Genomic DNA, 20,878 nt, shown 5'->3' with positions numbered 1-20,878 from the left:
ATCCCATGCCACAGCACAGCAGCGCCTTCACTCCATCGGGCACGCTACAGCTCGGTGTCTTCTTCCAGGGAGTCAACTCCGGCACGATCTGGAAGGCGGCCGAATCCGGCTCCCAGACCGACTTCGAGTCCTTCCGCCGCATCGCGCAGACGGCCGAGCGTGGACTGTTCGCCGCGTTCTTCCTCGGTGAAGGACTCCGCCTGAGGGAACACCTCGGCAGGCCCCACGCCCTGGACGTCGTGGGGAGGCCGGACGCGCAGACCATGCTCGCCGCGCTGGCCTCGATCACCACCCACATCGGGCTCGCGGCCACCCAGAACACCACCTACAACGACCCGGCGGACCTGGCCCACCGCCTGTCCTCGCTGGACCTGATCTCCGGCGGCCGTGCCGCATGGAACATGGTGACGACCGACAACGCCTGGACCGGGGAGAACTTTCGCCGCGGCGGCTACCTGGACCACGCCGACCGCTACGTCCATGCCGAGGCGTTCGTGCGGACGGCCAAGGCCATCTGGGACTCCTGGGCCCCGGACACCGTCGCCGGGACGGCCGGGAACCGGCCGGCGGACGGAGCAGCGGACGGAGCGGTACGCCGCGTGCACCACGAAGGACAGCACTACACCGTGGACTACACCCCTCGGCTGCCGCGCAGCCCGCAGCACCACCCGGTGCTGTTCCAGGCAGGGGATTCCCCTGCCGGGCGGGACTTCGCGGCGCGGCAGGCCGATGTCATCTTCTCCGCCCACCCCCAGTTCGACGCCGCCGTGGCCTTCCGCGCCGACATCGTCGAGCGCACGCTCCACGCAGGGCGTCCCGCCGACGCCGTGAAGATCATGCCCGCCAGCGAATTCATCCTGGCCCCGACCAGCGCGGAGGCAGCGGAGAAGAAGGCCTGGGTCCGCGAACTCCAGATCGGGCCGCAGCAGGCCATCGCCTACCTCGAGCAGTTCTGGGGCCGGCAGCTGGACGGCTGGGATCCGGACGGTCCGCTGCCGGACATCGACCCGGCGGTCGAGGAGACCTCGGAGACCCGGGGCAGCGGCTTCCACGGGGCCAAGGCCGTGGAACTGACCGCGCAGTGGCGCCAGGAGGCGGCGGAGAAGGGGCAGACCATCCTGCAGTTCGTCCGCGCGAAAGCCGCGCGGTCGGACGCCTCCTTCGTGGGCTCGTACTCGGAGGTGGCCGACACGCTGGCCGACTACGCGCGCGTCGGTGCCGTGGACGGCTTCAACATCTCCCCCTGGCTGATCCCCACCGGACTCGACGACATCGTCAACCACCTGGTCCCCGAACTGCAGGAACGCGGGGTCTACCCCACGGAGTACCGGGGGACCACCCTGCGCGAGAACCTGGGCCTCGCGGTCCCGGAGCGTGCCGCAGCCGGCGAACCCGCCGTCCGCTGACCCACGCACCCACCTACTCATCGAACTGACAGACCGGAAGGCCTGCACCATGAACAGCACCGCTCCCTCACCCCGCCGCTCCCGGCCTCGTGCACTGCTCGGCGTCACCCTGCTCGGCCCGGCCCTGCTGGGCCTGGCCGGTTGCGCCGATCCGGGCTCGGCGGCGGAACCGGCGGACGCCGCGTCCTCGGCGTCCTCCGCTTCCTCCGCAGAGGAATTCAACCTCTCGCCGGAGCAGGACCGGTTTCCATCCGATGCCTCCGCCGACGCGCAGGCCCTGGTGCCGGAGGAGGTCAGCGCGGACGGCAAGCTCAGTGTGGCCGTGAGCCCCTTCGCCGCCCCGCTGGCGCTCTACGCGACCGACAACACGACCGCGATCGGCAACGAGGTGGACATCGCCTACGCGCTCGCCGAGTCACTGGGCCTGGAGGCCGAGGTGATCCCGGTGGCCTGGGCCGACTGGCCGCTCGGCGTGGAGTCCGGCAAGTACGAGGCCGTGATCAGCAACGTAACGGTCACCGAGGAGCGCAAGCAGAAGTTCGACTTCGCCAGCTACCGCAATGACCTGCTCGGCTTCTACGCTCCGTCCGATTCCCCGGTCAGCGAGATCAAGGAGGCGAAGGACGTTGCGGGCCTTCGCGTGATCGTGGGCTCCGGGACGAACCAGGAGAAGATCCTGCTGGAGTGGGACGCCGAGAACACGAAGAACGGGCTGGAGCCGGTCGACTTCCAGTACTACGACGACGACTCGGCGTCCACGCTGGCCCTGCAGTCCGGCCGGGCTGACGTGTCCTTCGGTCCGAACGCCACGGGCGCCTACAAGGCCCGGGCCGACGGCGAAACCAAGCTGGTGGGCCTGGTCGACGGCGGTTGGCCGAAGAAGGCCAACATCGCCGTGGCCACGAAGAAGGGCAACGGTTTCGCCGCGGCCGCGCAGTCGGGGCTGAACCACCTGATCGACAACGGCACCTATGGCAAGATCCTGCACCGCTGGGGCCTGACCACCGAGGCGATCGACAAGTCCGAGCTGAACCCGCCCGGACTGGGTTCCTGAGTCCCTGCCGGCCAGGAGGAAGGGTGGTCCTGCATCAACTGCAGAGCCACCCTTTCCTCACCCCGCTGATGGACGGGACACCTCCGGGTTGGTTGACTGGATCCCCAGCGGGATCCCCCGGACCGACGAGGCGTCGAGGGACCCGGACCCACGAGTATCAGCGAGGTACCGATGAACGATGCTCCCTCGACGCTCCGGGCCGCCGTCGTCCAGTTCGAAGCCGTCCCTGATGACGTGGCCGCCAATTTGGAGACCGTCCGGAACCTGTCCCGCCGGGCGGCCGCCGACGGTGTGCAGATCATCGTGTTCCCGGAGCTGTGCCTGCTGGGGTACTGGCACCTGACCCGACAGCCCGCGCACCGCCTGCGGGAACTCGCCCAGCGCCGCGACGGTGCCGCCGTCACCGAGGTGCAGCGGCTGGCCGGCGAGCTGGGGCTGGGGATCGGTGTGGGATTCCTCGAGGCGGAGGGGGATCATCTCTACAATTCCTACGCCGTGTGCCTGCCGGACGGCAGCGTGCACGTGCACCGCAAGCTCCATGCGTTCGAGCACGAAGCGATCTCCAGCGGGGACTCGTACACCGTCTTCGACACGCCCTGGGGTGTGCGGATGGGGATACTCATCTGCTGGGACAACAACCTCGTCGAGAACGTACGGGCCGTCGCGCTCCTGGGGGCCACCGTTCTTCTCGCGCCCCATCAGACCGGCGGCACACGATCGATGAGTCCCCACGGCATGCGCCCGCTCCCACGGTCCCTCTGGGACAACCGCTATCAGGATCCGGAAGCGCTCGAGGCAGCGGTCAACGGGCCCTCCGGGCGCGGGTGGCTGATGCGCTGGCTGCCGTCCCGCGCCCACGACAACGGCCTGTTCGTCCTGTTCAGCAACGGTATCGGGCCCGACGACGACGAGATCCGGACCGGGAACGCCATGATCCTCGACCCCTACGGCCGCATCATCGCCGAGACGCCGGTCGCGGACACCGCCGTCGTCACGGCCGACCTGGATCTGGAGCTGCTGCCTCTGGCCACCGGCCGGCGCTGGCTCCTGGGGCGCCGCCCGGAGCTGTACTCGATCTTGACGCAGCCCTCGGGCCTGGAGAGGGATGCCAGGACCGCCCGCCACTCCGCTTCGCCGGTGCCGATGTCCTTCCAGGTGAAAGACCCGCGGGACTGAGGGCACGGGACTGAGCCGCGGGACTGAACTGCCCTGACGGCGGGGACGCAGCCGGGGCGTAGCTACTACGCCGCCCGGTAGAGCCACCGGCCGTCGGCGAGGACCGACGCGGTGTTCCAGGCGGCATCGAAGAGCACGAGGTCGGCCGCGAAGCCGGGCCGGACCCGGCCGAGGATCCCCGAGAGCCCGAGGACGCGCGCCGGCGTGAGGGTGAGGGCTTCGATGACCGCCACCGCGGGGACCCCGGCGGCGAGCGCATTCCTCAGTGCCGCGTCGAGCGTCAGCGTGGATCCGGCGAGTGAGCCGTTGCCCTGCAGCCTCGCGACCCGGTCCCGGACGTCGACGGTCAGCCCGCCCAGCACGTAGTGCCCGTCGGGTGCGGCAGCGGCGGCCATGGCGTCGGTGACCAGGACGATGCGGTGCGGGGCGAGGGTGAAGAGCATCGCGGCGACGGCGGGGTGGACGTGGTGCCCGTCGAGGATCACCTCGAGGCAGGCTCCTCCCACGAGGGCGGCACCGACTGGCCCGGGATCGCGGTGGTGCAGGCCGGGCATGCCGTTGAACGCGTGGGTGAGGAGGGTGGCGCCGGCGCGGAATGCGGAGAGGGACTGCTCGTACCCCGCCTCGGTGTGGCCGAGGGCAACGGTGACGCCCGCAGCGGTCATGCGGCCGATCGACTGCAGGGCGCCGGCGCGCTCCGGGTCGAGGGTGATCTGCCGCAGGGTGCCGCGGGCAGCCTCGAGCAGGCGGTCGACGCTGTCCGGGGAGGGATCGGTGAGGTAGTCCGCATTATGGGCGCCGCGCTTGCCGACGGACAGGAACGGCCCCTCGAGGTGGCTGCCGAGCAGCAGGGGGTGGGTCTCGGTCAGGTCGGCGATGCCGGACAGCGAGCGCTCCAGCTGCCCCAGGGGGTTGGAGACCAGGCTCGCCACGGCGCGTGTGGTCCCGTGCGGATGGTGGGCGGCGAGCGACTGCAGCACCGCGTCGGGGCCGTCCTCGTGGCTGGAACCGCCGCCGCCGTGTACGTGCAGGTCGATGAATCCGGGGGTGAGGACGTGCCCGGTGCCGTCGATCACGGTGTCCGCGGCGTGCCCATGCCACCCCGTGCCCGTGCCGGTGGCGGTGATCGTCCTCCCCTCGGTCACCGCCCAGAAGTCGGGGGTCTCGCCGTCGGCGTCGATCTTCGTGGTGCTGTGGAACGCGACGGTACTCACGCGCGGATGCCCTCGATCCGGTTCCTCTCCGTGTCGAGGTAGTACTCCCGCAGCGCGAGATGCTGCGCGGCCTCCTCGTCCAGGACCACGGTCGCCCGGCGGTGCAGCTGCAGTACGGACGCCGGGCACATGCTGGTCAGTGGCCCCTCGAGTGCTGCGCGTACCGCCTCCGCCTTGGCCGAGCCCTGGGCGACGAGCAGCACCTCGGCGGCATCGAGGATGGTGCCGAGCCCCTGGGTGAGGCAGTGGCGGGGGACGTCGTCGGGGTCGGAGAAGAAGCGGGCGTTGTCCCTGCGGGTGGCTGCCATCAGTGTCTTCGGCCGGGTGCGCGAGGACAGGGAGGAGCTCGGCTCGTTGAACCCGATGTGCCCGTTCCGCCCTATGCCCAGCAGTTGCAGGTCCACACCCCCCGCTGCGGCCATCGCCGCCTCGTACCGCTCGCACTCGGCGTTCAGATCGGCTGCGCAGCCGTCGGGGACATGGACGTTGGCCGGGTCGAGGCGGAGCCGGTCGGTCACTTCCTGCCGGATCACCGACCGGTAGCTCTGGGGATCATCCGCCGGGAGGCCGACGTACTCGTCCAGCGCGAAGGTCTTCAGCCGGGTCAGGGCGGGGATCCACTGGTCCGCCAGCGCGCGGTAGATGGCCAGCGGAGAGGACCCGGTGGCGACGCCGAGCGTGTGGATCCTGCCGCTGCGCACGCCGTCGAGGATGACGCCGGCACCGAAGGCGCCGATGTCCTCGGCGCTGTCGAGGATGACGACACGCATCGTGGACTCCGATCTGTGCAGGGGAATGAGGACGTCAGGTGTGCTCCGGTGCCACGATGACCTTCGTTCCGCCGGCTTCGAATGCGGCTTTCTGCTCATCGGTGATACCGCTGTCGGTGATCAGGTTGGTGAAGCTGTAGCCGGTCATCGTGGCGAACGCGCGGGTGCCGATCTTCGAGGAGTCGGCGACGATGAAGGTCTCGGAGGCCCGCCGTGCCATGAGGGTGTTGACCTCCGCCTCCCCCTCGTCACTGACGGTCGGTCCGATGTCCGGGTCGAGCCCGTTGACGCCGATGAACGCGAAGTCGAGGGCGACGCGCTGGAGGATCACGTCCGTGTAGGGCCCCACGAGCTCGTAGGACCGCGGGTTGACCACACCGCCGGTCACCATGATCCGGATGTTCGGCCGGACCACGAGCTGGGCCGCGATGTTGATCGCGTTGGTGACCACGGTGAGGGCGGGCTTGCTGGACGGTTCCATCAGGTCCGGTCGCATGCCCAGGAACTGGGCGATCGCCGTACTGGTGGTCCCGCCGCACAGGCCGACCACGGCACCCTTCGGTACGAGCGTGCTGGCGACCCGCGCGATCGCCTGCTTCTGGAGCGTGTGGTCGTCGCGGCTGTACCGGGTGGGCAGGTCGTAGGCGACGGCCTCCATGGTCGCTCCGCCCCGCGTCCTCGTCAGCAGCCGCTGGGCGGCGAGGCTGTCGAGATCACGCCGGGCCGTGGCAGGGGAGACCGCGAGGCGGGTGACGATGTCGTCGACCAGGACCGTCCCCTCGGCCGCGAGGAGGTCGAGGATGGCGTTCAGTCTTTCGGTCTTTTCCACCTGCTCAACCTTAGGCGTTCGCTCGGGACGGGCGCAGGGCGAGAAGCGCGAGCAGGCGCGCCGCCTCTGCTGCAAGAGCGTCGCGCCCCGCCGCGACATAGGTGCGGGAGTCGACGAGGTCGGGCCGGGCCGTGAGCACCTCGCGTACCGCCCGCGTGAAGAACCCGTTGAGGTGGGTGGAGACGTTGATCTTCGTCATTCCCGCGCGGATGGCCTGGACGAGGACGTCGTCGGGCACCCCGGAGGAGCCGTGGAGCACCAGCGGTACGGAGACCGAGGACTTCAGGCGTGCGATCAGGTCCAGGTCCAGGGCCGCGCCCCGGTCTAGCATCGCGTGCGAGGATCCGACGGCGACCGCCAGGGCATCGACTCCGGTGGCTCCCAAAAAAGCAGCCGCCTCCTCGGGATCCGTCCGTACTCCCGGGGCGTGGGCGCCGTCCTTGCCCCCGACCTTCCCGAGCTCGGCTTCCACGAAGACGCCCGCGGCACGGGCATGTTCGACGACCCGCGCGGTGGTGGCGACATTGTCCTCGAAGGGCAGGTGGGCGCCGTCGTACATCACCGATCCGAACCCGAGGTCGAACGCCTCGTACACCAGCCGCTCGTCCTCCGCGTGGTCCAGGTGGAGGGCCACCGGAACCCGGGCAGCCCGGGCTACCGCAGCGGTACCTGCGGCGATCGGCTCGAGCGCGCCGTGGTAGGCGGCGCAGTTCTGCGAGATCTGGAGGATGACCGGGAGCCCGACGGCTTCCGCTCCTGCGACGATGGCCTCGGCCGTCTCGAGGTGCAGGACGTTGAAACTGCCGAGTCCGCCGCCGGAGGCGACGGCCGCGTCGATCAGCGTGCGGGTGGGGGTCAGTCCCATGGGGCATCCTCGTCTGTCGGGCGTTCGACCGTCGATGGGGTCCGTGCCGGACCCGGGGGAGTGCCGAGGCGGCGCAGGACCACGGCGTCCGCCATGACGCGATACTCCTCGTGGAGCACTCCGGCGGTCGGCATCAGGACGGCCGCGGCGGACCAGGACGTCGCGGCGCGCAGGAGGTCCGGGACGCTGGTGGAACCCTGGGCGAGCAGGACCGCCACGGCGGCCACGGCGGCGTCGCCGGCGCCCGTCGGATTGCCGGCGAGCACCGTGGGGAAGCGGGCGTGCCAGCCCTCCCGGTCGTCGGCCGCGAAGGCGAGCATGCCCTCCTCGCCCTGGCTCACGAGGACGAGCCCGGCGCCGAGGGCCAGCAGCGCCCTGGCTCCCCGTTCCGGGCCGGTTTCGCCCGTGGTCTCGAGCAGTTCATGGTGGTTCGGTTTCAGCACCGTGGCCCCGGCGCGGGCAGCGGCCAGCAGGGCGGGTCCGGACGTGTCGATGATCGTCGGCAAGCCCGCGCGCCGTGCCTCCTCGACCAGGCGCGCGTAGAAGTCCTGCGGGGCGTGAGGGGGAAGGCTGCCCGAGGCGGTCAGGCAGCCGGACTGTGGCAGCCGGTGCAGGACGGCGTCCGAGATCCGGCGCCACTCGTCGGCCGCGAGTTCCCCGCCCTCCTCGTTCAGGAGGGTCGCGGCGCCGGTGGCCCGGTCATGGATCGCGATGCTCCGCCGCGTGGGCGGGGTGACGTCCACCAGGGAGTGCGGGATGCCGCTTCCCGCGAGGTCGGCCCGGAGGATGGCCCCTGGAGCCCCGCCGACGGGGAGGACCGCGTGGACCCCGTACCCGCTCTGGTGGATCACGCGCGCGACGTTCAGCCCCTTGCCGCCTGCCTTCACGACAGGGGGTGCAACACGGTGGGAGTGGCCGGGGTGCAGGGCCGGCACGCTGTAGGTGGTGTCCAGCGCCGGATTCGGGGTGACGGTCAGGACCGGTGCCGGAGCCATCAGCGGACCGCCACGAGGTCCCGGGCGCGCAGGGCGGCGCCGATGAGGCCCGCGTCCTGGCCGAGCAGGGACGTCGTCAGGCGCGGCATCCGAAGGAACGAGATGTCCTCCTCGAGCCGCCGGCGCAGCGGCTCCAGGAGGGCCGGTCCGGCCTGCGCCAGTCCACCGCCCAGGATCACCGTCTCGGTGCCGATCATGGCGACGAGCTGCCGGATGCTGAAGGCCAGGGCCTCCACGGCGTCGGACCAGATCTCGCGGGCGTCCTCGTCCCCGGCCTGGCCGGCCGCCAGGACCTCACGCGCGCCGGAGACGGCGCGACCGGTGCGCGAGGTGTAGCGGCGCGCGATGGCACCGGCCGATCCGATGGTCTCCAGGCAGCCCGACGCACCGCAGGGGCAGGGCAGCCCGCCCGGGACCTGGGCATGGCCGATCTCCCCTGCGTAGCCGCCCGCGCGGACGGGGCGCCCCCCGCTGAACACCGCGCCGGCGATTCCCGTCCCGATGATGAGGACGACGGCGTCGTCGGCTCCCAACCCCGCACCCGCGCGCATCTCGGCGTCTCCCGCGGCGCTCACGTCGTGACCGAAGGCGACAGGGAGCCCGGTGGCCTCGCTGACGCGATCCCGGAACGGGTAGCGGTCCCACCCGAAGTTGCTGGCGAAGAGCCCCACGCCGGCGGCGTCGTCCACGAGTCCCGGGACCACCAGGCCCAGGGCGCGGATTCCTGTGTCGGGGTATCGGGCGGTGTAGGTCCTGGCCAGCTCGACGACCTGCTCCACCACCACGTCACCCGGGTGTCGCTCGTCGTGGGCCGAGGGGACACGGGCGATTCCGTGGAGGCTGCCGTCCCGATCCATCACCGCGGATTTCGTGTCGGTGCCGCCGACGTCGACAGCCAGGACCGCGGGTCCGGGATCGGCCGGCCCCGCAGGCGCGGGGTGCGCGTTCGGGGGCATGGGCTCAGCTCTCGAGGACCACGGAGCGCGAGAGGTGGCGCGGGGCGTCGGGATCCAGGCTGCGGGAGCGGGCACGGTCCAGGGTGATCCTGTGGACGCGCGCGAGGTCCGCCAGCGGATGGGCGCCGGTGCTGACGTACAGGGCGCCGGTGGCCGCGACCTCCTCCCGCAGGCCGTCCGGCTCCTGGCCGAACACCCAGGTGACCCTGCCGGGCTGTGCGATGGCGATGGGGCCGTGCCGGTATTCCATGGCGGGGTAGGACTCCGTCCAGCCCTGCACTCCCTCGCGCATCTTGAGGGCGGCCTCGTGGGCGAGCCCGACGGTCCAGCCCGTGCCGAGGAAACTGAACTGGTCCGCGGCCAGCAACTCGTCCGGTGTGTCCGTCGTGACCGCAGTGCGTGCATCGGCGACGGCGGACCCGAGGTCCACGCCCACGGAGGTCAGCAGGTACACCAAAGCGGAGGTGGCGAAGCGGGTCTGGACGACGGACGACTCGTCCGCGTAGGGCAACCCGACGACGGCGTCGGCGAGGGCGACGGCAGGCGAGTCGACGTCCCCGAGGACCACGACGGTGGGCACCTTTCCCTTCAGCTCCGACAGCAGGGAGAGGATCTCACTGGTGGTGCCCGAACGCGTGATGGCGACGACGGCGTCGTACGCACGGGACGTGACGGCGGATGCCTCCGATGCCGCATACGCATCGGTCTCGCCGCTGCCGGAGGCTTCGCGGGCGGCGGCATAGGACTGCGCCATGAACCACGACGTCCCACACCCCACGACGGCGACCCTCTGGCCCGGGGCCGGAAGGAGCTGTTCCTGGTTCGCCTGGGCGATGGCGCGTTCCCAGCACTCCGGCTGCGAGGACAGCTCGCTGTCCATGTGCAGGCCGGGGACGGGGGCTGCGGTCGATGATTCGGGAAGCTGGGACACGGGGTTCTCCTGGATGCCGGTTCGAATTGCTCCATGATTACCCATGAGCGAAGCAGCTGTCCAGAGATCATCTTCGATCACGGACGGGAGGTAGGGGGCGGACGCGGCACCCTGTGTTTCGGTCGTATTGCTTCTTCCCGGAATGCTTGACCTGAGACGTACGTCACGGCATGCTATGGAGGACAAACTGCTCGCTGCTGATTGCTTGGTCCTCCTACTGATCACATTCACTCACCAGCGGCCGGAGTCGGGACCTGCCGAGTCCGCGGTACCTCCCTGTTCTGGGACCCTCTCGAGAAGGAATCATGCAATGAAGAGCAAGCTGAGGATGGGCATGGTGGCGATGGCCGCCGTCGGGACACTCGCTGTGTCCTCCTGCGGTTTCGGCGGCGGCGCGTCGACCGAGTCGGAGGGTGGTGACACGACGATCAACATGCTGGTCCCCAGCTACTCCGACGACACCAAGGCCCTCTGGGAAGGCGTCATCGAGGACTTCGAGGCAGCCAACGACGGCGTGACGGTCAACCTGCAGATCGAATCCTGGGAGAACCTCGAATCGGTGCTCCAGACCAAGATCCAGGCGGGGGAGGCGCCCGACATCTACAACGGCGGCGCGTTCTCGGCCTTCGCCTCCGAGGGACTGCTCTATCCCGCCGAGGACATCGCGTCCGAGGACACCCTGGGCGATTTCCAGGAGTCGTTCGCGGAGAACGAGAGCTTCGACGGCACCCAGTACGGACTGCCTCTCCTGGCCTCCGCCCGTGCCCTGTTCTACAACCAGGACCTGTTCGATGCCGCAGGCGTCGAGGCTCCGCCCACGACCTGGGAGGAACTGCACGATGCCGCCCAGAAGATCACGGCGACGGGGACCCCCGGATACGGTATGCCGCTCGGTTCCGAGGAGGCGCAGGGCGAATCCCTCATCTGGTTCGCCGGCAACGGCGGCGGGTTCGGTGATTCGTCGAAGATCACGGTCGACACTCCCGAGAACCTCGAGGCCGCCGAATTCATGAAGAAGATGATCACGGACGGCGTCACGCAGCCCGACCCCGGTGCCACGCAGCGCACGCCGATGATCAACGTGTTCCTGCAGGGCAAGATCGGCATGGTCTACGGCCTTCCGCAGACCGTCGGGCAGATCGAGGATGCCAACCCCGACCTGAACTACGGTGTCGCGAATGTCCCCACGAACACCGGGGAGCCCGCCACCCTCGGTGTGGCCGACCGTCTCATGGCCTTCAAGAACGACGAGACGAAGCAGGAAGCCATCACCTCCTTCATGGACTTCTTCTTCGCCGAGGACCAGTACGTGGACTGGGTGCAGAGCGAGGGCTTCCTCCCGACGACGAAGTCGGGATCCGAGGCCATGGCCTCCGACGAGACGCTGAAGCCGTTCCTCGAGATGCTGCCCAACGCGAAGTTCTACCCCACGTCCAACCCCGCGTGGAATGCCACCGATGGCGCCTTCAAGTCCCTCATGGGCCTGCTGGAGACACAGGAGCCCGCATCCGTGCTCGAGCAGATCCAGGCAAAGGCCGACGCCGCGGCCTGAGGCACCAGCGGGAGGGGAGCCGGCGTGTCCTCGTCGGCTCCCCTCCTGTCCGAAGAGAACGGTCAGCACCCATGAGTACCTTCCAGCAGCCGCCCATCACGCGGATCCGAACGGCCCGCGGCCAGAACCGGGAAAGCCTCGTCGCTGCGCTTCCCTGGATCGGGCCGGTCCTGATCCTGATCTTCGGCGTCGTCCTGTTCCCCGCCGCCTACATGATCTACAACTCCACCCGGCGGATCAGCCAGGCGGGAACCAACATCGAGGGCGTCGGCTTCGCGAATTTCAGCAGGGTCCTGGCCGATCCCAACCTGCCCCGGATCCTCCTGAACACGCTGGTGTGGGTCGTGGTGGTCGTGACCGTCACCGTTCTCCTCTCGCTCGCGCTCGCGAGTTTCCTCAACAAGCCCTTCCCGGGGCGGACCCTGGTGCGCATGGCGGTCGTGGTCCCCTGGGCCGCGAGCGTGGTCATGACGACGACCGTCTTCTACTACGGCCTGGACCGTGACTACGGCATCATGAACACCTTCCTCGTCGACATCGGGGTGCTCGACAGCCCCTACGGCTTCACGAAGAACGTCGCGACCGCACTCGGCGCTGCCATCGTCGTCGGCATCTTCGTCTCCATCCCCTTCACCACCTACACCCTGCTCGCGGGGCTGCAGGCAGTGCCGGGGGACATCCTCGAAGCCGCGAAGATGGACGGCGCCGGGAGGGTGCGCACCTACTTCCTGGTGGTCCTGCCGCAGCTGCGCAGCGCGCTCGCCGTCGCCGTGCTCATCAACGTCATCAACGTCTTCAACAACCTGCCCATCCTGCGCATCATGACCGGCTCGATCCCCGGCTACAGCGCCGACACCCTCATGACCTACATCTTCAAGGTCCTCCAGTTCGACCGGCGCCTGGACCTCGCCAGTGCACTGAGCGTGATCAACTTCGCCATCGTGATCGTGATCGTGGCCGCGTACGTGAAGATCGTCAAGCCGATGAAGGAGGACTGACATGGCCATCGCGACACCCCAGACGGTTCCTGCGCAGGCGCCGGCGGACGGCCGCGCCAGGAAGTACGGTGCCGACGGAGCCACCGGCGGACGGATGGCGGCCCGCGTCGTCGTCGGGATACTGATCGCCATCGTCTTCCTCGTCCCGTACCTCATCATGCTCGTGGGGTCGCTGAAGACCCGGTCGGAGATCCTCGCGGTCCCGCCGCGCTACTTCCCGCAGGACGGACTACAGGCCGGCAACTACGCGACCATGTGGTCCACCCCTGAGACGCCGCTGACGTACAACCTCATCTCGACGGTGATCATCGCGGTGTTCGCCACCCTGCTCGTCCTGCTCGTCGCGACGCCCGCCGCCTACTACACGGCCCGCTTCAACTTCCCCGGCAAGTGGGCGTTCCTGTTCCTCGTCATCGTGACGCAGATGCTCCAGCCGGCCGTGCTGACGGCGGGGCTCTTCCGGCAGATGCTCGTGCTCGACCTCAACGACACCTGGCTCGCCATGATCCTGATCAATGCGGCCTTCAACCTGTCCTTCGCGCTCTGGATCATGCACAGCTTCTTCGCCGGGATCCCGAAGGAAGTGGACGAGGCAGCCCAGCTGGACGGGGCGAGCCGCCTGGCCGTGCTCTTCCGGATCAACCTGCCGCTCGTCTGGCCGGGTATCGTCACGGCCATCATCTTCACGTTCGTCGCCTCGTGGAACGAGTTCGCCGCCAGCCTGGTCATCATGTCCACCGCGGAGAACCAGCCGCTCTCTGTCGCCCTCACCAAGTTCATCGGCCAGTACGCGACGAGCTGGCAGTACGTCTTCGGGGTGTCGATCGTCGCGATCGTCCCGGTGATCCTCCTCTTCGCCCTCATCGAGAAGCGGCTCATCGGAGGGCTGACGGCAGGATCGGTGAAGTAGGTGGCGGCTGACGCGGTGCGGCGGCCTGCCGTCGAGATCGCTGTCACGTCACCCGCCGGGGCGCGTGCGGCGATCGCTGGGGGAGCGGACCGCGTCGAACTCTGCATCGCGCTCGAACTCGGCGGACTGACCCCCAGCGGGACGATGATCCGGGAGACGGTCGCAACCGGCATCCCGGTGTACGTGCTGATCCGCTGCAGGCCGGGCGGATTCGTCTACTCGTCCGAGGAGATCGGGTGGATGACCGATGAGGCGGCCGGCGCCGTGCACGGAGGCGCAGCGGGCGTGGTGGTCGGCGCCCTGACTGCGCACGGGCGGATCGACACTCCCTCGCTCGCGCGGATCACCGAGGGGGCCCGGGCCGTCGATGCCGGCACGGAGGTGACGTTCCACCGCGCCATCGATCAGCTCCGGGCTCCGGCCGAGCACCTCGACGACCTCGCCGCAGCGGGCGTCGACCGGGTCCTCACCTCCGGTGGCGCCCCCACCGTCGGTCAGGGACTGGCGACGATCGGGACCATGCTGGCGCGGGGAACAGGCCTCGAGATCCAGGCCGGGGGCGGCGTCACGCCCGACCAGCTGCGCCGCATCATCGCGGTCGGCGTGCACGGGGTGCACCTGTCGGCGAAGAAACCGGTACGGCAGGCCCTGGATAACCGCGTGTCGGTCGGTTCCGCCGACCCGGGCGGCGCCTCCTACGGGACGGACGAGTCCCTGGTCCGGGAAGTCGTCCAGGAAGTGAACCGGGTAGTGCACGGCTGAAACCCGCCGCCCCTGGTCCGGGTGCGGAACCGCCGGTAGTGCGTCATCGACCGCCGGGGATCAGGATCGACCGCAGCCCGGAGCCTGCCGCCAGTTCGTCCAGTGCCTGTTGTGCATCGCCCAGCGGGCGGACGGTGTCGATGAGTTCCTCCAGCGGCAGCTGCCCCGCGAGGTAGAGCCGTGACAGGCGGGGGATGTCGACGTGCGCAACGCTGGACCCGTAATTGCAGCCGAGGATCCGCTTGCCCTGGTCGGCGAGATCGAAGGGGTCGATGGAGGACCGCGCACCGATGCGCGTCATCCCGACCAGCACCGCAGCACCACCGGGGGCCAGCAGTCCCGGCAAGGTCTCGATGACCTTCTCGTTGCCGATGGCCTCGAACGCGAAGTCCACCCCTCCGAGGTTCTCGCTGACGTAGGACGTGAGGTCCGTCGTCCGCGGGTCGACGGTGAGGGTCGCACCCAGTTCTTCCGCTTTGGTGCGTTTGGCCTCGGACAGGTCGACGGCGATGATCGGATACGCGCCCGCGAGCCGAAGCCCCATGATGACCGACAGACCCACCCCGCCGCAGCCGATGACGACCGCCGACGCTCCAGCCGGGACATCGGCGGTGTTGAGCACGGCGCCCACGCCGGTCGTCACCGAGCAGCCCAGCAGCGCCCCGACGGTGAACGGGACGTCCTTGCCCACCTTCACGGCGGCCGTCTCCGGGACGACGACCTCGCTGGTGAAGGTCCCGAGCCCGAGGTAGGGCCACAGGTCCTGCCCGTTCCCGTCGGAGAACGGCGTGCTCCCGTCCGGCAGTGTGTGGTCCAGGGCCGTGGTCCCCGTGCAGAGCCAGCCCCGGCCCGCCGCGCAGTTGACGCATTTCCTGCACGGGGCGAACCACGACAGGACCACATGGTCCCCCGGCACCAGGTCCGTGACGTCGGGCCCCGTCTCCTGCACCACACCGGACGCCTCGTGCCCCAGGACCAAGGGGCGTTCCGTGGGCCAGTCCCCGTTGACGATGTGCAGATCGGAATGACACACCCCGGTGGCGCGGATCTCCACGCGGACCTGCCCGCGGTCCGGGGGCCGGACCCGGACGGGTTCGAGGGACGGTCCGGCCCCGGGCCGGAAGGTGAAAGCGGAAGTGTCGGTCACGGGCTATTCCTGGTCGGTGGTGATGGTCTTCGAGAGCGTCTCGTTGCTCTCCCGCAGGTGCGCTTCCTCGGCACCGCGGTCGATGGTCCGGCTGAGCAGCAGGTATGCCAGGGATGTGGTCAGCAGACCCACGAACCAGGCGATGTCCACGCCCCCGAGCGCCGTGGCGACCGGGCCCACGTAGCTCCAGTTCCCGACGGCAGGCAGCAGCATGAACGGGATCTCGGTCAGCAGACCGATGGCGAAGGCTGCCAGCCCCTGCCAGCCCCAGGCGCCGTAGATGCCCTTCGGGGTGAACAGGTCGGTGATCGCGTAGTGGCCCTTCCGGACGAGGAAGAAGTCGACGAGGTTCGTGGCCGTCCACGGCACCAGGATGTAGAGCATCAGGGTCAGGGCCGAGAAGACGGTCGCGACCGCGCCCGAGTTGATGGAAGCGGCAATGGCGTACCAGGCGACGGCCAGAGCCAGGATGGTCACGACGCGTGCGGTGGTCCTCGGCTTGATGGGCCGGATCGAATCGATGGTCGTGAGCACCGTCAGCATCCCACCGTAGGCGTTCATCCCCATGGTCGCCGTGAGCGCCAGCGCGGAGAGCAGGGCCGCCGCGTCCCCCAGGCGGGCGAAGACGGAGTTGCCCGCGGTCTGGAGCCCGACGAGCCCATCCGTCGCACCCAGCGCGATCGACAGCCAGGCGCCGAGGATGATCAGCCAGATCGCCGAGGACGAGGCACCGCAGAAGACTGCGGCGATCACCGACCGGGCCCGGGTTGTGGTGGGCAGGTAGCGGGAGTAGTCGGAGACGTACGGGGCGTACGTGATGTTGTAGGCGGCGCAGGCCGCGAACTGGGCCATGAAAGCCGGCCAGGTGAATCCGTACTCCCCGCCGCTCAGCGATCCGCCGGCAGCGCCGGTGATGACGCCGATGGTCAGGATCGTCATGATCGGCAGCGAGACGTACAGCAGGATGCGGAATGCCTTGTGGAGCCAGTCGTGGCCGAAGATGGCCAGGACCACCCCGGCGAGGGTTGCCAGCACGGCGATCACGGTGGGGTTCCAGCCGAAGGAGCCGCTGAGGCCTTCGCTGAGAAGCACGGTGTCGGCGACGTTGAAGGCCATGTAGGTGAACAGCGTGGCCAGGAGCGGCACGATCACGCCGCGATAGCCGAACTGCGCCCGTGACTGGATCAGCTGAGGGAGGCCCATGGTCGGGCCCTGGGACGCGTGGAAGGCCATGAACACGGTGCCGACGGCGATGCCGAGGATGCTGGCGAGCACGGTCCAGCCGAAGGACAGTCCCAGGGAGGGGCCGATGAAGCCGATCGGGATGGAGAAGTACTGGAAGTTGCCCAGGAACCACAGGGGTGCCTGATGCCACAGCTTCCCGTGGCGTTCGTTCTCGGGGATCCAGTCGATCGAGCGGGCCTCGATCAGCGGGGGAGCCGGGGCGGAGGTCTGGTCGTTCGGAACGTGCGACATGGTCACCTTCGTCGGTAGGGGCTGGAAGGGCCGCCGTCGTCGCCGTGCTGGCGGCGGGCTGCAGGTCGGGGACGGCGCCTGCTCCCGGGAGGAACAGGCGTTGCCCCAGAATATGACGTGGTTCACACTTAACCAAATACTATTTGGTAACGCGATCCGGCATCCCTCCTGCTCGCCGGGGAAGGAGAATCCGGGTCTGCCATACTCGGAGAATGGCACGGCCACGCAAGCAACTGTTGTCGCGGGACATCATCCTCGAAGCCGCCCTGGAGCTCGTCGGCAGGCACCGCGACTTCACGATCACCGGGATCGCCCAGCACCTCGGCGTCAATCCCTCCTCGCTGTATCACCACATGATCGGGGGCAGGGACGAGATCATCGAAGCCCTCCGGGAGCGGATCTACCGCGAGATCGACCTCGGCGCGCTGGGTGGGGCGGACGCGAGCTGGCAGTCGAGGATCGAGTACTGGGTCCTGGCCTACCGGGAGGCCGTGGCCCGCTACCCTTCGGCGATCCCGCTGCTCCTGGGGCGCATGGTCGATGACGCGCCGACGCTGGCCCTGTACGAGGTCCTGGCATCGGCTCTCGTCGAGGCCGGCGTGCCGCGGGAGCAGCACCTGGCGGTGATCTCCATGCTCGACGCCCTGGTCTTCGGATCGGCTCTCGACGCTGCGTCCCCCGATCCGCTCTGGCTGTCCACCGCGGACACGCATCCCGCACTGCACGGGGCCGGTGCCTCGGAGGCCGCTCCGGACCGCATCGGGGAAGGCCTGCGTCTGGGGATCCGGGCGGCGATCAGCTACCTGGAGGTCTCGCGGGCCGGGCTCGACCGAGTATGAAGGTCGGGTATGCGATAGGAACGCGGGCCGCACTGCTTCTCCCAGATCGTCCGGATGTCTCCTAGCATCGCGTCCCGGCGCTCGTGGGGTTGGTTGTGGATCCTTGCCGGCGGCGCCCTGTTGACCCAGACCGCACTCAACCTCGTACGGCCCGTCACCACCTACAAGCTTCTGGCCCTCGACGCCGACACCACCACCATCGGCCTGGTGACTGCCGCCTACGCCCTCATCCCCCTGCTCAGTGCGTTGCCGCTCGGACGGCTCAGTGACAGGATGCGGCGGCTGAGCCGGCTGGTCGCCCTGGGAGCGGCCCTGCTCGGCCTGGGCTCCCTGGCGCTTGCGCTGTCCTCCAGCATCGCCCTCGTGGCAGGAGCCAATGCACTGCTGGGGTTCGGGCATCTGGTCTTCACCATCGCCGGCCAGACCCTGATCACCCGCCACGCCCGTCCCGGGCAGATGAACGCCGCCTTCGGATGGTTCACGGCGGCCTTCTCCGCCGGGCAACTCGCCGGCCCACTGATCGCAGGCCTCCTGCTGGGCTCCAGCCTCGGAACGGTCTCCGCCGAGCGCTCCGCCAGCATCACGGTAGCCCTGTGGGTCGGTGCGGGCCTGTCGCTGCTGGCGGCTCCGGTCGTGCTGATCCGCACCGTCCGGCCACCCGGGAGCAAGACCCCTGCCGCCGGCACTCCCGGGGGTCTCGGACAGCCCGCCGACGGACGCTCCCTGCCTGCCCGGGAACGGGCGACGCTGTCGGCCATCCTGGGCCGAACGGGCGTGCCGTCCCACATGCTGGCATCCCTGTCGCTGCTGGCAATGCTGGACATCCTGACCGCCTTCCTTCCGCTTGCGGGGGAGGAGGCGGGCATCCCACCCGCCCAGATCGGGGTGCTGCTGGCCATCCGCGGGGCTGCTTCCATCCTGTCCCGATCCTGCCTGCCCTGGCTGTCCTCCCGACTGTCGTCGCGGACGCTGCTGCTCGTCAGCCTGTACGGATCCGGAGTGGCCCTGATCTTCCCCCCACTGACCGTCGGCCAGCCGTGGATCGTCGTACCGCTGCTGGTCGTCGGCGGGTTCTGCCTCGGTCTCGGGCAGCCGTTGACGATGACGCTCGTCTCCACCGCCGTCCCCGACGGGTGGCGGGGGACGGCTCTTGCCGTCCGGCTGACCGGCAACCGCGTAGGACAGGTCGTCATGCCGATCACCGCCGGTTTTCTCGCCGCCCCGCTGGGCGCGGCCGGCGCCATCTGGTTCAGCTGCGCGGTCCTCCTCGTCAGCGCGTGCGAGAAGACCGCCCGCCGCTAGGGGCGAGTCATCCGGCGTCCGATGCCGGCCGGAACATCCGAATGCACCCGGCGGGTGGGTACTCGCCGGGTGCATCCTGGTGTCTTAGTGGTCGGCGGTCGCCCGCGCCGGTCCGGCCTTCGCCTCGCCGCGCAGGCTCCACGCCGCCAGCACGGACGCCCCCACCATGAGCAGGGCTGCGATGCCGGAGGTGACCGTCACGCCGCTGTCGAAGGCGGCGAACGCCGAATCCCGCAGGAGCGCGGCGGAGGCCGGGCCGAGCTGCGTCCCGACCTCGACGGCACCGCCGAGGGTCTCCGTGGACGACTCCACCTGTGCGGAGGTGAGGCCCGCGGGGAGCATCAGGTTGCGCTGGTAGGAGGCGAGCAGGATGCTGCCCAGCACCGCGGTGCCGAGGACCGAGCCGACCTCGTAGGCCGTCTCCGAGACGGCGGAGGCGGCTCCGGCCTTGTCGGCCGGCACCGTGGACAGGATCAGGTCATTGGAGACCGTCTCCGACGCTCCCACGCCGATCCCGAGGATGACGAAGGCGACCAGGAGGAAGCCCGCGGATCCGCCCTCGCCGAGCAGGGCGATCATCGCGTAGGCAACGGCCGAGAAGAGCAGCGACACCGAGACGACGGCATGCGGTGGCAGCCGCCGGGCGAGCGGCACGACGCCGAGGCCGGCGACGATGGTCACCAGGAGGCCCGGCAGCAGCACGAGCCCGGCGTCGAGCGGGGTGTAGCCCAGGATCAGCTGCAGGTGCTGCGAGACGAAGAACAGGAACCCGACGAGCGAGAAGATCGCGAGGAGGTTCACGAGGACGGCTCCCGTGAAGGCTCGCACCGTGAACAGGCGGACGTCGAGCATCGGGTCGCGCCGCTGGAGCTGGCGCACGACGAACGCGGTGCCGGCGGCGAGGCCGATGAATGCCGCGGTCACCGAGACGAGCAGCGGGCCTCCCTTCGCCAGGTTCTTGATGGCGTAGACGACCGGCAGCATCGTCGCGATGGACAGCACGATGCTGGCGTAGTCCACGCGGCCCGGGTTCGAGTCCCTGGACTCGGGCACGACGGCCGGGGTCAGCGCGAGCATGAGGACGAGGACGGGCACTGCGAGGAGGAACACCGAGCCCCACCAGAAGTGCTCGAGCAGGACACCGCCGAGCAGGGGGCCGAGGGCGGCGCCGGCCGAGAATCCCGCGGCCCAGACCGCGATGGCGATCCGCCGCTGGTTCCGGTCGGCGAAGATGTTGCGGATCAGCGACAGGGTCGACGGCATGAGCATGGCACCGAACACACCGAGGCCGACGCGGGACGCGACGAGGAAGGCCGCGGTCGGGGCGAAGGCTGCCACCACGGAGAAGAGGGCGAAGCCGGCCGCGCCGATCATGAGCAGGCGCCGGCGGCCGAAGCGGTCGCCCAGGCTGCCCATCGCGACCAGGAGTCCCGCGAGGACGAGGGGGTAGCTGTCCACGATCCAGAGCAGTGTGGTGCCGCTCGTTGCGAAGTAGCGGGAGATCTCCGGCAGCGCGAAGCTCAGGACGGTGTTGTCGACCGAGACCAGCAGCACCGGCAGCATCAGCACGGCCAGGGAGAACCATTCGCGGCGGCCGGCAAGGGAGGGAGAGGGGGAGGGGGAAACGGCACGCGGGTTCACCCCGGTGCGTGCGGAGGTGGAGGGTGTGGTGGTCATCCATCCAAGCTATACCGTC

The 20,878-nt window shown here is 69.5% G+C and carries 19 protein-coding genes; 9 read left to right on the top strand and 10 right to left on the bottom strand.

Going from position 1 to position 20,878, the window contains the following annotated elements; all coding sequences use genetic code 11:
- The first annotated feature begins 5 nt into the window (after nucleotides 1–5).
- From ACX80I_RS04560 to ACX80I_RS04550, 3 genes are all read left to right on the top strand, one after another.
- A complete protein-coding gene (locus tag ACX80I_RS04560; protein ID WP_459343960.1) occupies nucleotides 6–1,406 on the top strand; it encodes an NtaA/DmoA family FMN-dependent monooxygenase in 1,401 nt (466 codons plus the stop codon).
- 49 nt (nucleotides 1,407–1,455) lie between these two features.
- Nucleotides 1,456–2,460: an ABC transporter substrate-binding protein gene (locus tag ACX80I_RS04555; protein ID WP_459343959.1), complete on the top strand. Its 1,005-nt coding sequence runs from the start codon at nucleotides 1,456–1,458 to the stop codon at nucleotides 2,458–2,460.
- A 171-nt stretch (nucleotides 2,461–2,631) separates the two neighbouring features.
- A complete protein-coding gene (locus ACX80I_RS04550) occupies nucleotides 2,632–3,636 on the top strand; it encodes a nitrilase family protein (protein ID WP_459343958.1) in 1,005 nt (334 codons plus the stop codon).
- Nucleotides 3,637–3,701: 65 nt separating this feature from the next.
- On the opposite strand, the gene nagA is transcribed toward ACX80I_RS04550, so the two are convergent.
- From nagA to ACX80I_RS04515, 7 genes are read right to left on the bottom strand one after another with little or no spacing between them, the layout of a single operon-like run.
- Nucleotides 3,702–4,850, bottom strand: a complete 1,149-nt coding sequence (gene nagA / locus ACX80I_RS04545) for an N-acetylglucosamine-6-phosphate deacetylase (RefSeq protein ID WP_459343957.1) — start codon at nucleotides 4,848–4,850, stop codon at nucleotides 3,702–3,704.
- Complete coding sequence (gene nagB / locus ACX80I_RS04540) at nucleotides 4,847–5,620, bottom strand: glucosamine-6-phosphate deaminase (protein WP_459343956.1); 774 nt, start codon at nucleotides 5,618–5,620, stop codon at nucleotides 4,847–4,849. Before nagB ends, nagA begins: the two co-directional genes overlap by 4 nt.
- A gap of 34 nt (nucleotides 5,621–5,654) precedes the next feature.
- A complete protein-coding gene (locus tag ACX80I_RS04535; protein WP_459343955.1) occupies nucleotides 5,655–6,449 on the bottom strand; it encodes a DeoR/GlpR family DNA-binding transcription regulator in 795 nt (264 codons plus the stop codon).
- 10 nt (nucleotides 6,450–6,459) lie between these two features.
- Complete coding sequence (locus ACX80I_RS04530) at nucleotides 6,460–7,314, bottom strand: class II fructose-bisphosphate aldolase (RefSeq protein WP_459343954.1); 855 nt, start codon at nucleotides 7,312–7,314, stop codon at nucleotides 6,460–6,462.
- Nucleotides 7,305–8,309, bottom strand: coding sequence for a 1-phosphofructokinase family hexose kinase (locus ACX80I_RS04525; RefSeq protein ID WP_459343953.1), 1,005 nt, complete (start codon nucleotides 8,307–8,309; stop codon nucleotides 7,305–7,307). Before ACX80I_RS04525 ends, ACX80I_RS04530 begins: the two co-directional genes overlap by 10 nt.
- Complete coding sequence (locus tag ACX80I_RS04520; protein WP_459343952.1) at nucleotides 8,309–9,265, bottom strand: ROK family protein; 957 nt, start codon at nucleotides 9,263–9,265, stop codon at nucleotides 8,309–8,311. The genes ACX80I_RS04525 and ACX80I_RS04520 overlap by 1 nt, the downstream gene beginning before the upstream one ends.
- A gap of 4 nt (nucleotides 9,266–9,269) precedes the next feature.
- Nucleotides 9,270–10,145: an SIS domain-containing protein gene (locus ACX80I_RS04515; RefSeq protein ID WP_459344324.1), complete on the bottom strand. Its 876-nt coding sequence runs from the start codon at nucleotides 10,143–10,145 to the stop codon at nucleotides 9,270–9,272.
- Nucleotides 10,146–10,506: 361 nt separating this feature from the next.
- Between ACX80I_RS04515 and ACX80I_RS04510 the strand changes: the two genes are divergently transcribed.
- The 4 genes from ACX80I_RS04510 (at nucleotide 10,507) to ACX80I_RS04495 (ending at nucleotide 14,418) form a co-directional block, all read left to right on the top strand.
- Nucleotides 10,507–11,748: an extracellular solute-binding protein gene (locus tag ACX80I_RS04510; RefSeq protein ID WP_459343951.1), complete on the top strand. Its 1,242-nt coding sequence runs from the start codon at nucleotides 10,507–10,509 to the stop codon at nucleotides 11,746–11,748.
- A 71-nt stretch (nucleotides 11,749–11,819) separates the two neighbouring features.
- A complete protein-coding gene (locus tag ACX80I_RS04505) occupies nucleotides 11,820–12,746 on the top strand; it encodes a carbohydrate ABC transporter permease (protein ID WP_459343950.1) in 927 nt (308 codons plus the stop codon).
- A gap of 1 nt (nucleotide 12,747) precedes the next feature.
- Nucleotides 12,748–13,656: a carbohydrate ABC transporter permease gene (locus ACX80I_RS04500; protein ID WP_459343949.1), complete on the top strand. Its 909-nt coding sequence runs from the start codon at nucleotides 12,748–12,750 to the stop codon at nucleotides 13,654–13,656.
- Nucleotides 13,657–14,418 carry a copper homeostasis protein CutC gene (locus ACX80I_RS04495; protein WP_459343948.1) on the top strand — a complete coding sequence of 254 codons (762 nt, stop codon included), beginning with the start codon at nucleotides 13,657–13,659 and terminating at the stop codon, nucleotides 14,416–14,418.
- Nucleotides 14,419–14,461: 43 nt separating this feature from the next.
- On the opposite strand, the gene ACX80I_RS04490 is transcribed toward ACX80I_RS04495, so the two are convergent.
- Nucleotides 14,462–15,565, bottom strand: a complete 1,104-nt coding sequence (locus tag ACX80I_RS04490) for an alcohol dehydrogenase catalytic domain-containing protein (protein WP_459343947.1) — start codon at nucleotides 15,563–15,565, stop codon at nucleotides 14,462–14,464.
- A gap of 3 nt (nucleotides 15,566–15,568) precedes the next feature.
- Entirely contained in the window at nucleotides 15,569–17,041 is a 1,473-nt protein-coding gene (locus ACX80I_RS04485) for a purine-cytosine permease family protein (RefSeq protein WP_459343946.1), read from the bottom strand.
- A gap of 212 nt (nucleotides 17,042–17,253) precedes the next feature.
- On the opposite strand from ACX80I_RS04485, the gene ACX80I_RS04480 reads away from it, so the two are divergent.
- Complete coding sequence (locus ACX80I_RS04480; RefSeq protein WP_459343945.1) at nucleotides 17,254–17,880, top strand: TetR/AcrR family transcriptional regulator; 627 nt, start codon at nucleotides 17,254–17,256, stop codon at nucleotides 17,878–17,880.
- A 54-nt stretch (nucleotides 17,881–17,934) separates the two neighbouring features.
- Nucleotides 17,935–19,182, top strand: a complete 1,248-nt coding sequence (locus tag ACX80I_RS04475; protein WP_459343944.1) for an MFS transporter — start codon at nucleotides 17,935–17,937, stop codon at nucleotides 19,180–19,182.
- 84 nt (nucleotides 19,183–19,266) lie between these two features.
- Here ACX80I_RS04475 and ACX80I_RS04470 read toward each other — a convergent pair whose 3' ends face one another.
- Nucleotides 19,267–20,859: an MFS transporter gene (locus ACX80I_RS04470; RefSeq protein WP_459343943.1), complete on the bottom strand. Its 1,593-nt coding sequence runs from the start codon at nucleotides 20,857–20,859 to the stop codon at nucleotides 19,267–19,269.
- Nucleotides 20,860–20,878: the final 19 nt, after the last annotated feature.

This window comes from Arthrobacter rhamnosi, from assembly GCF_054510855.1.
The sequence above is the reverse complement of the archived record's forward strand: the minus strand, read 5'-3'. Positions and strand labels throughout refer to the sequence as shown.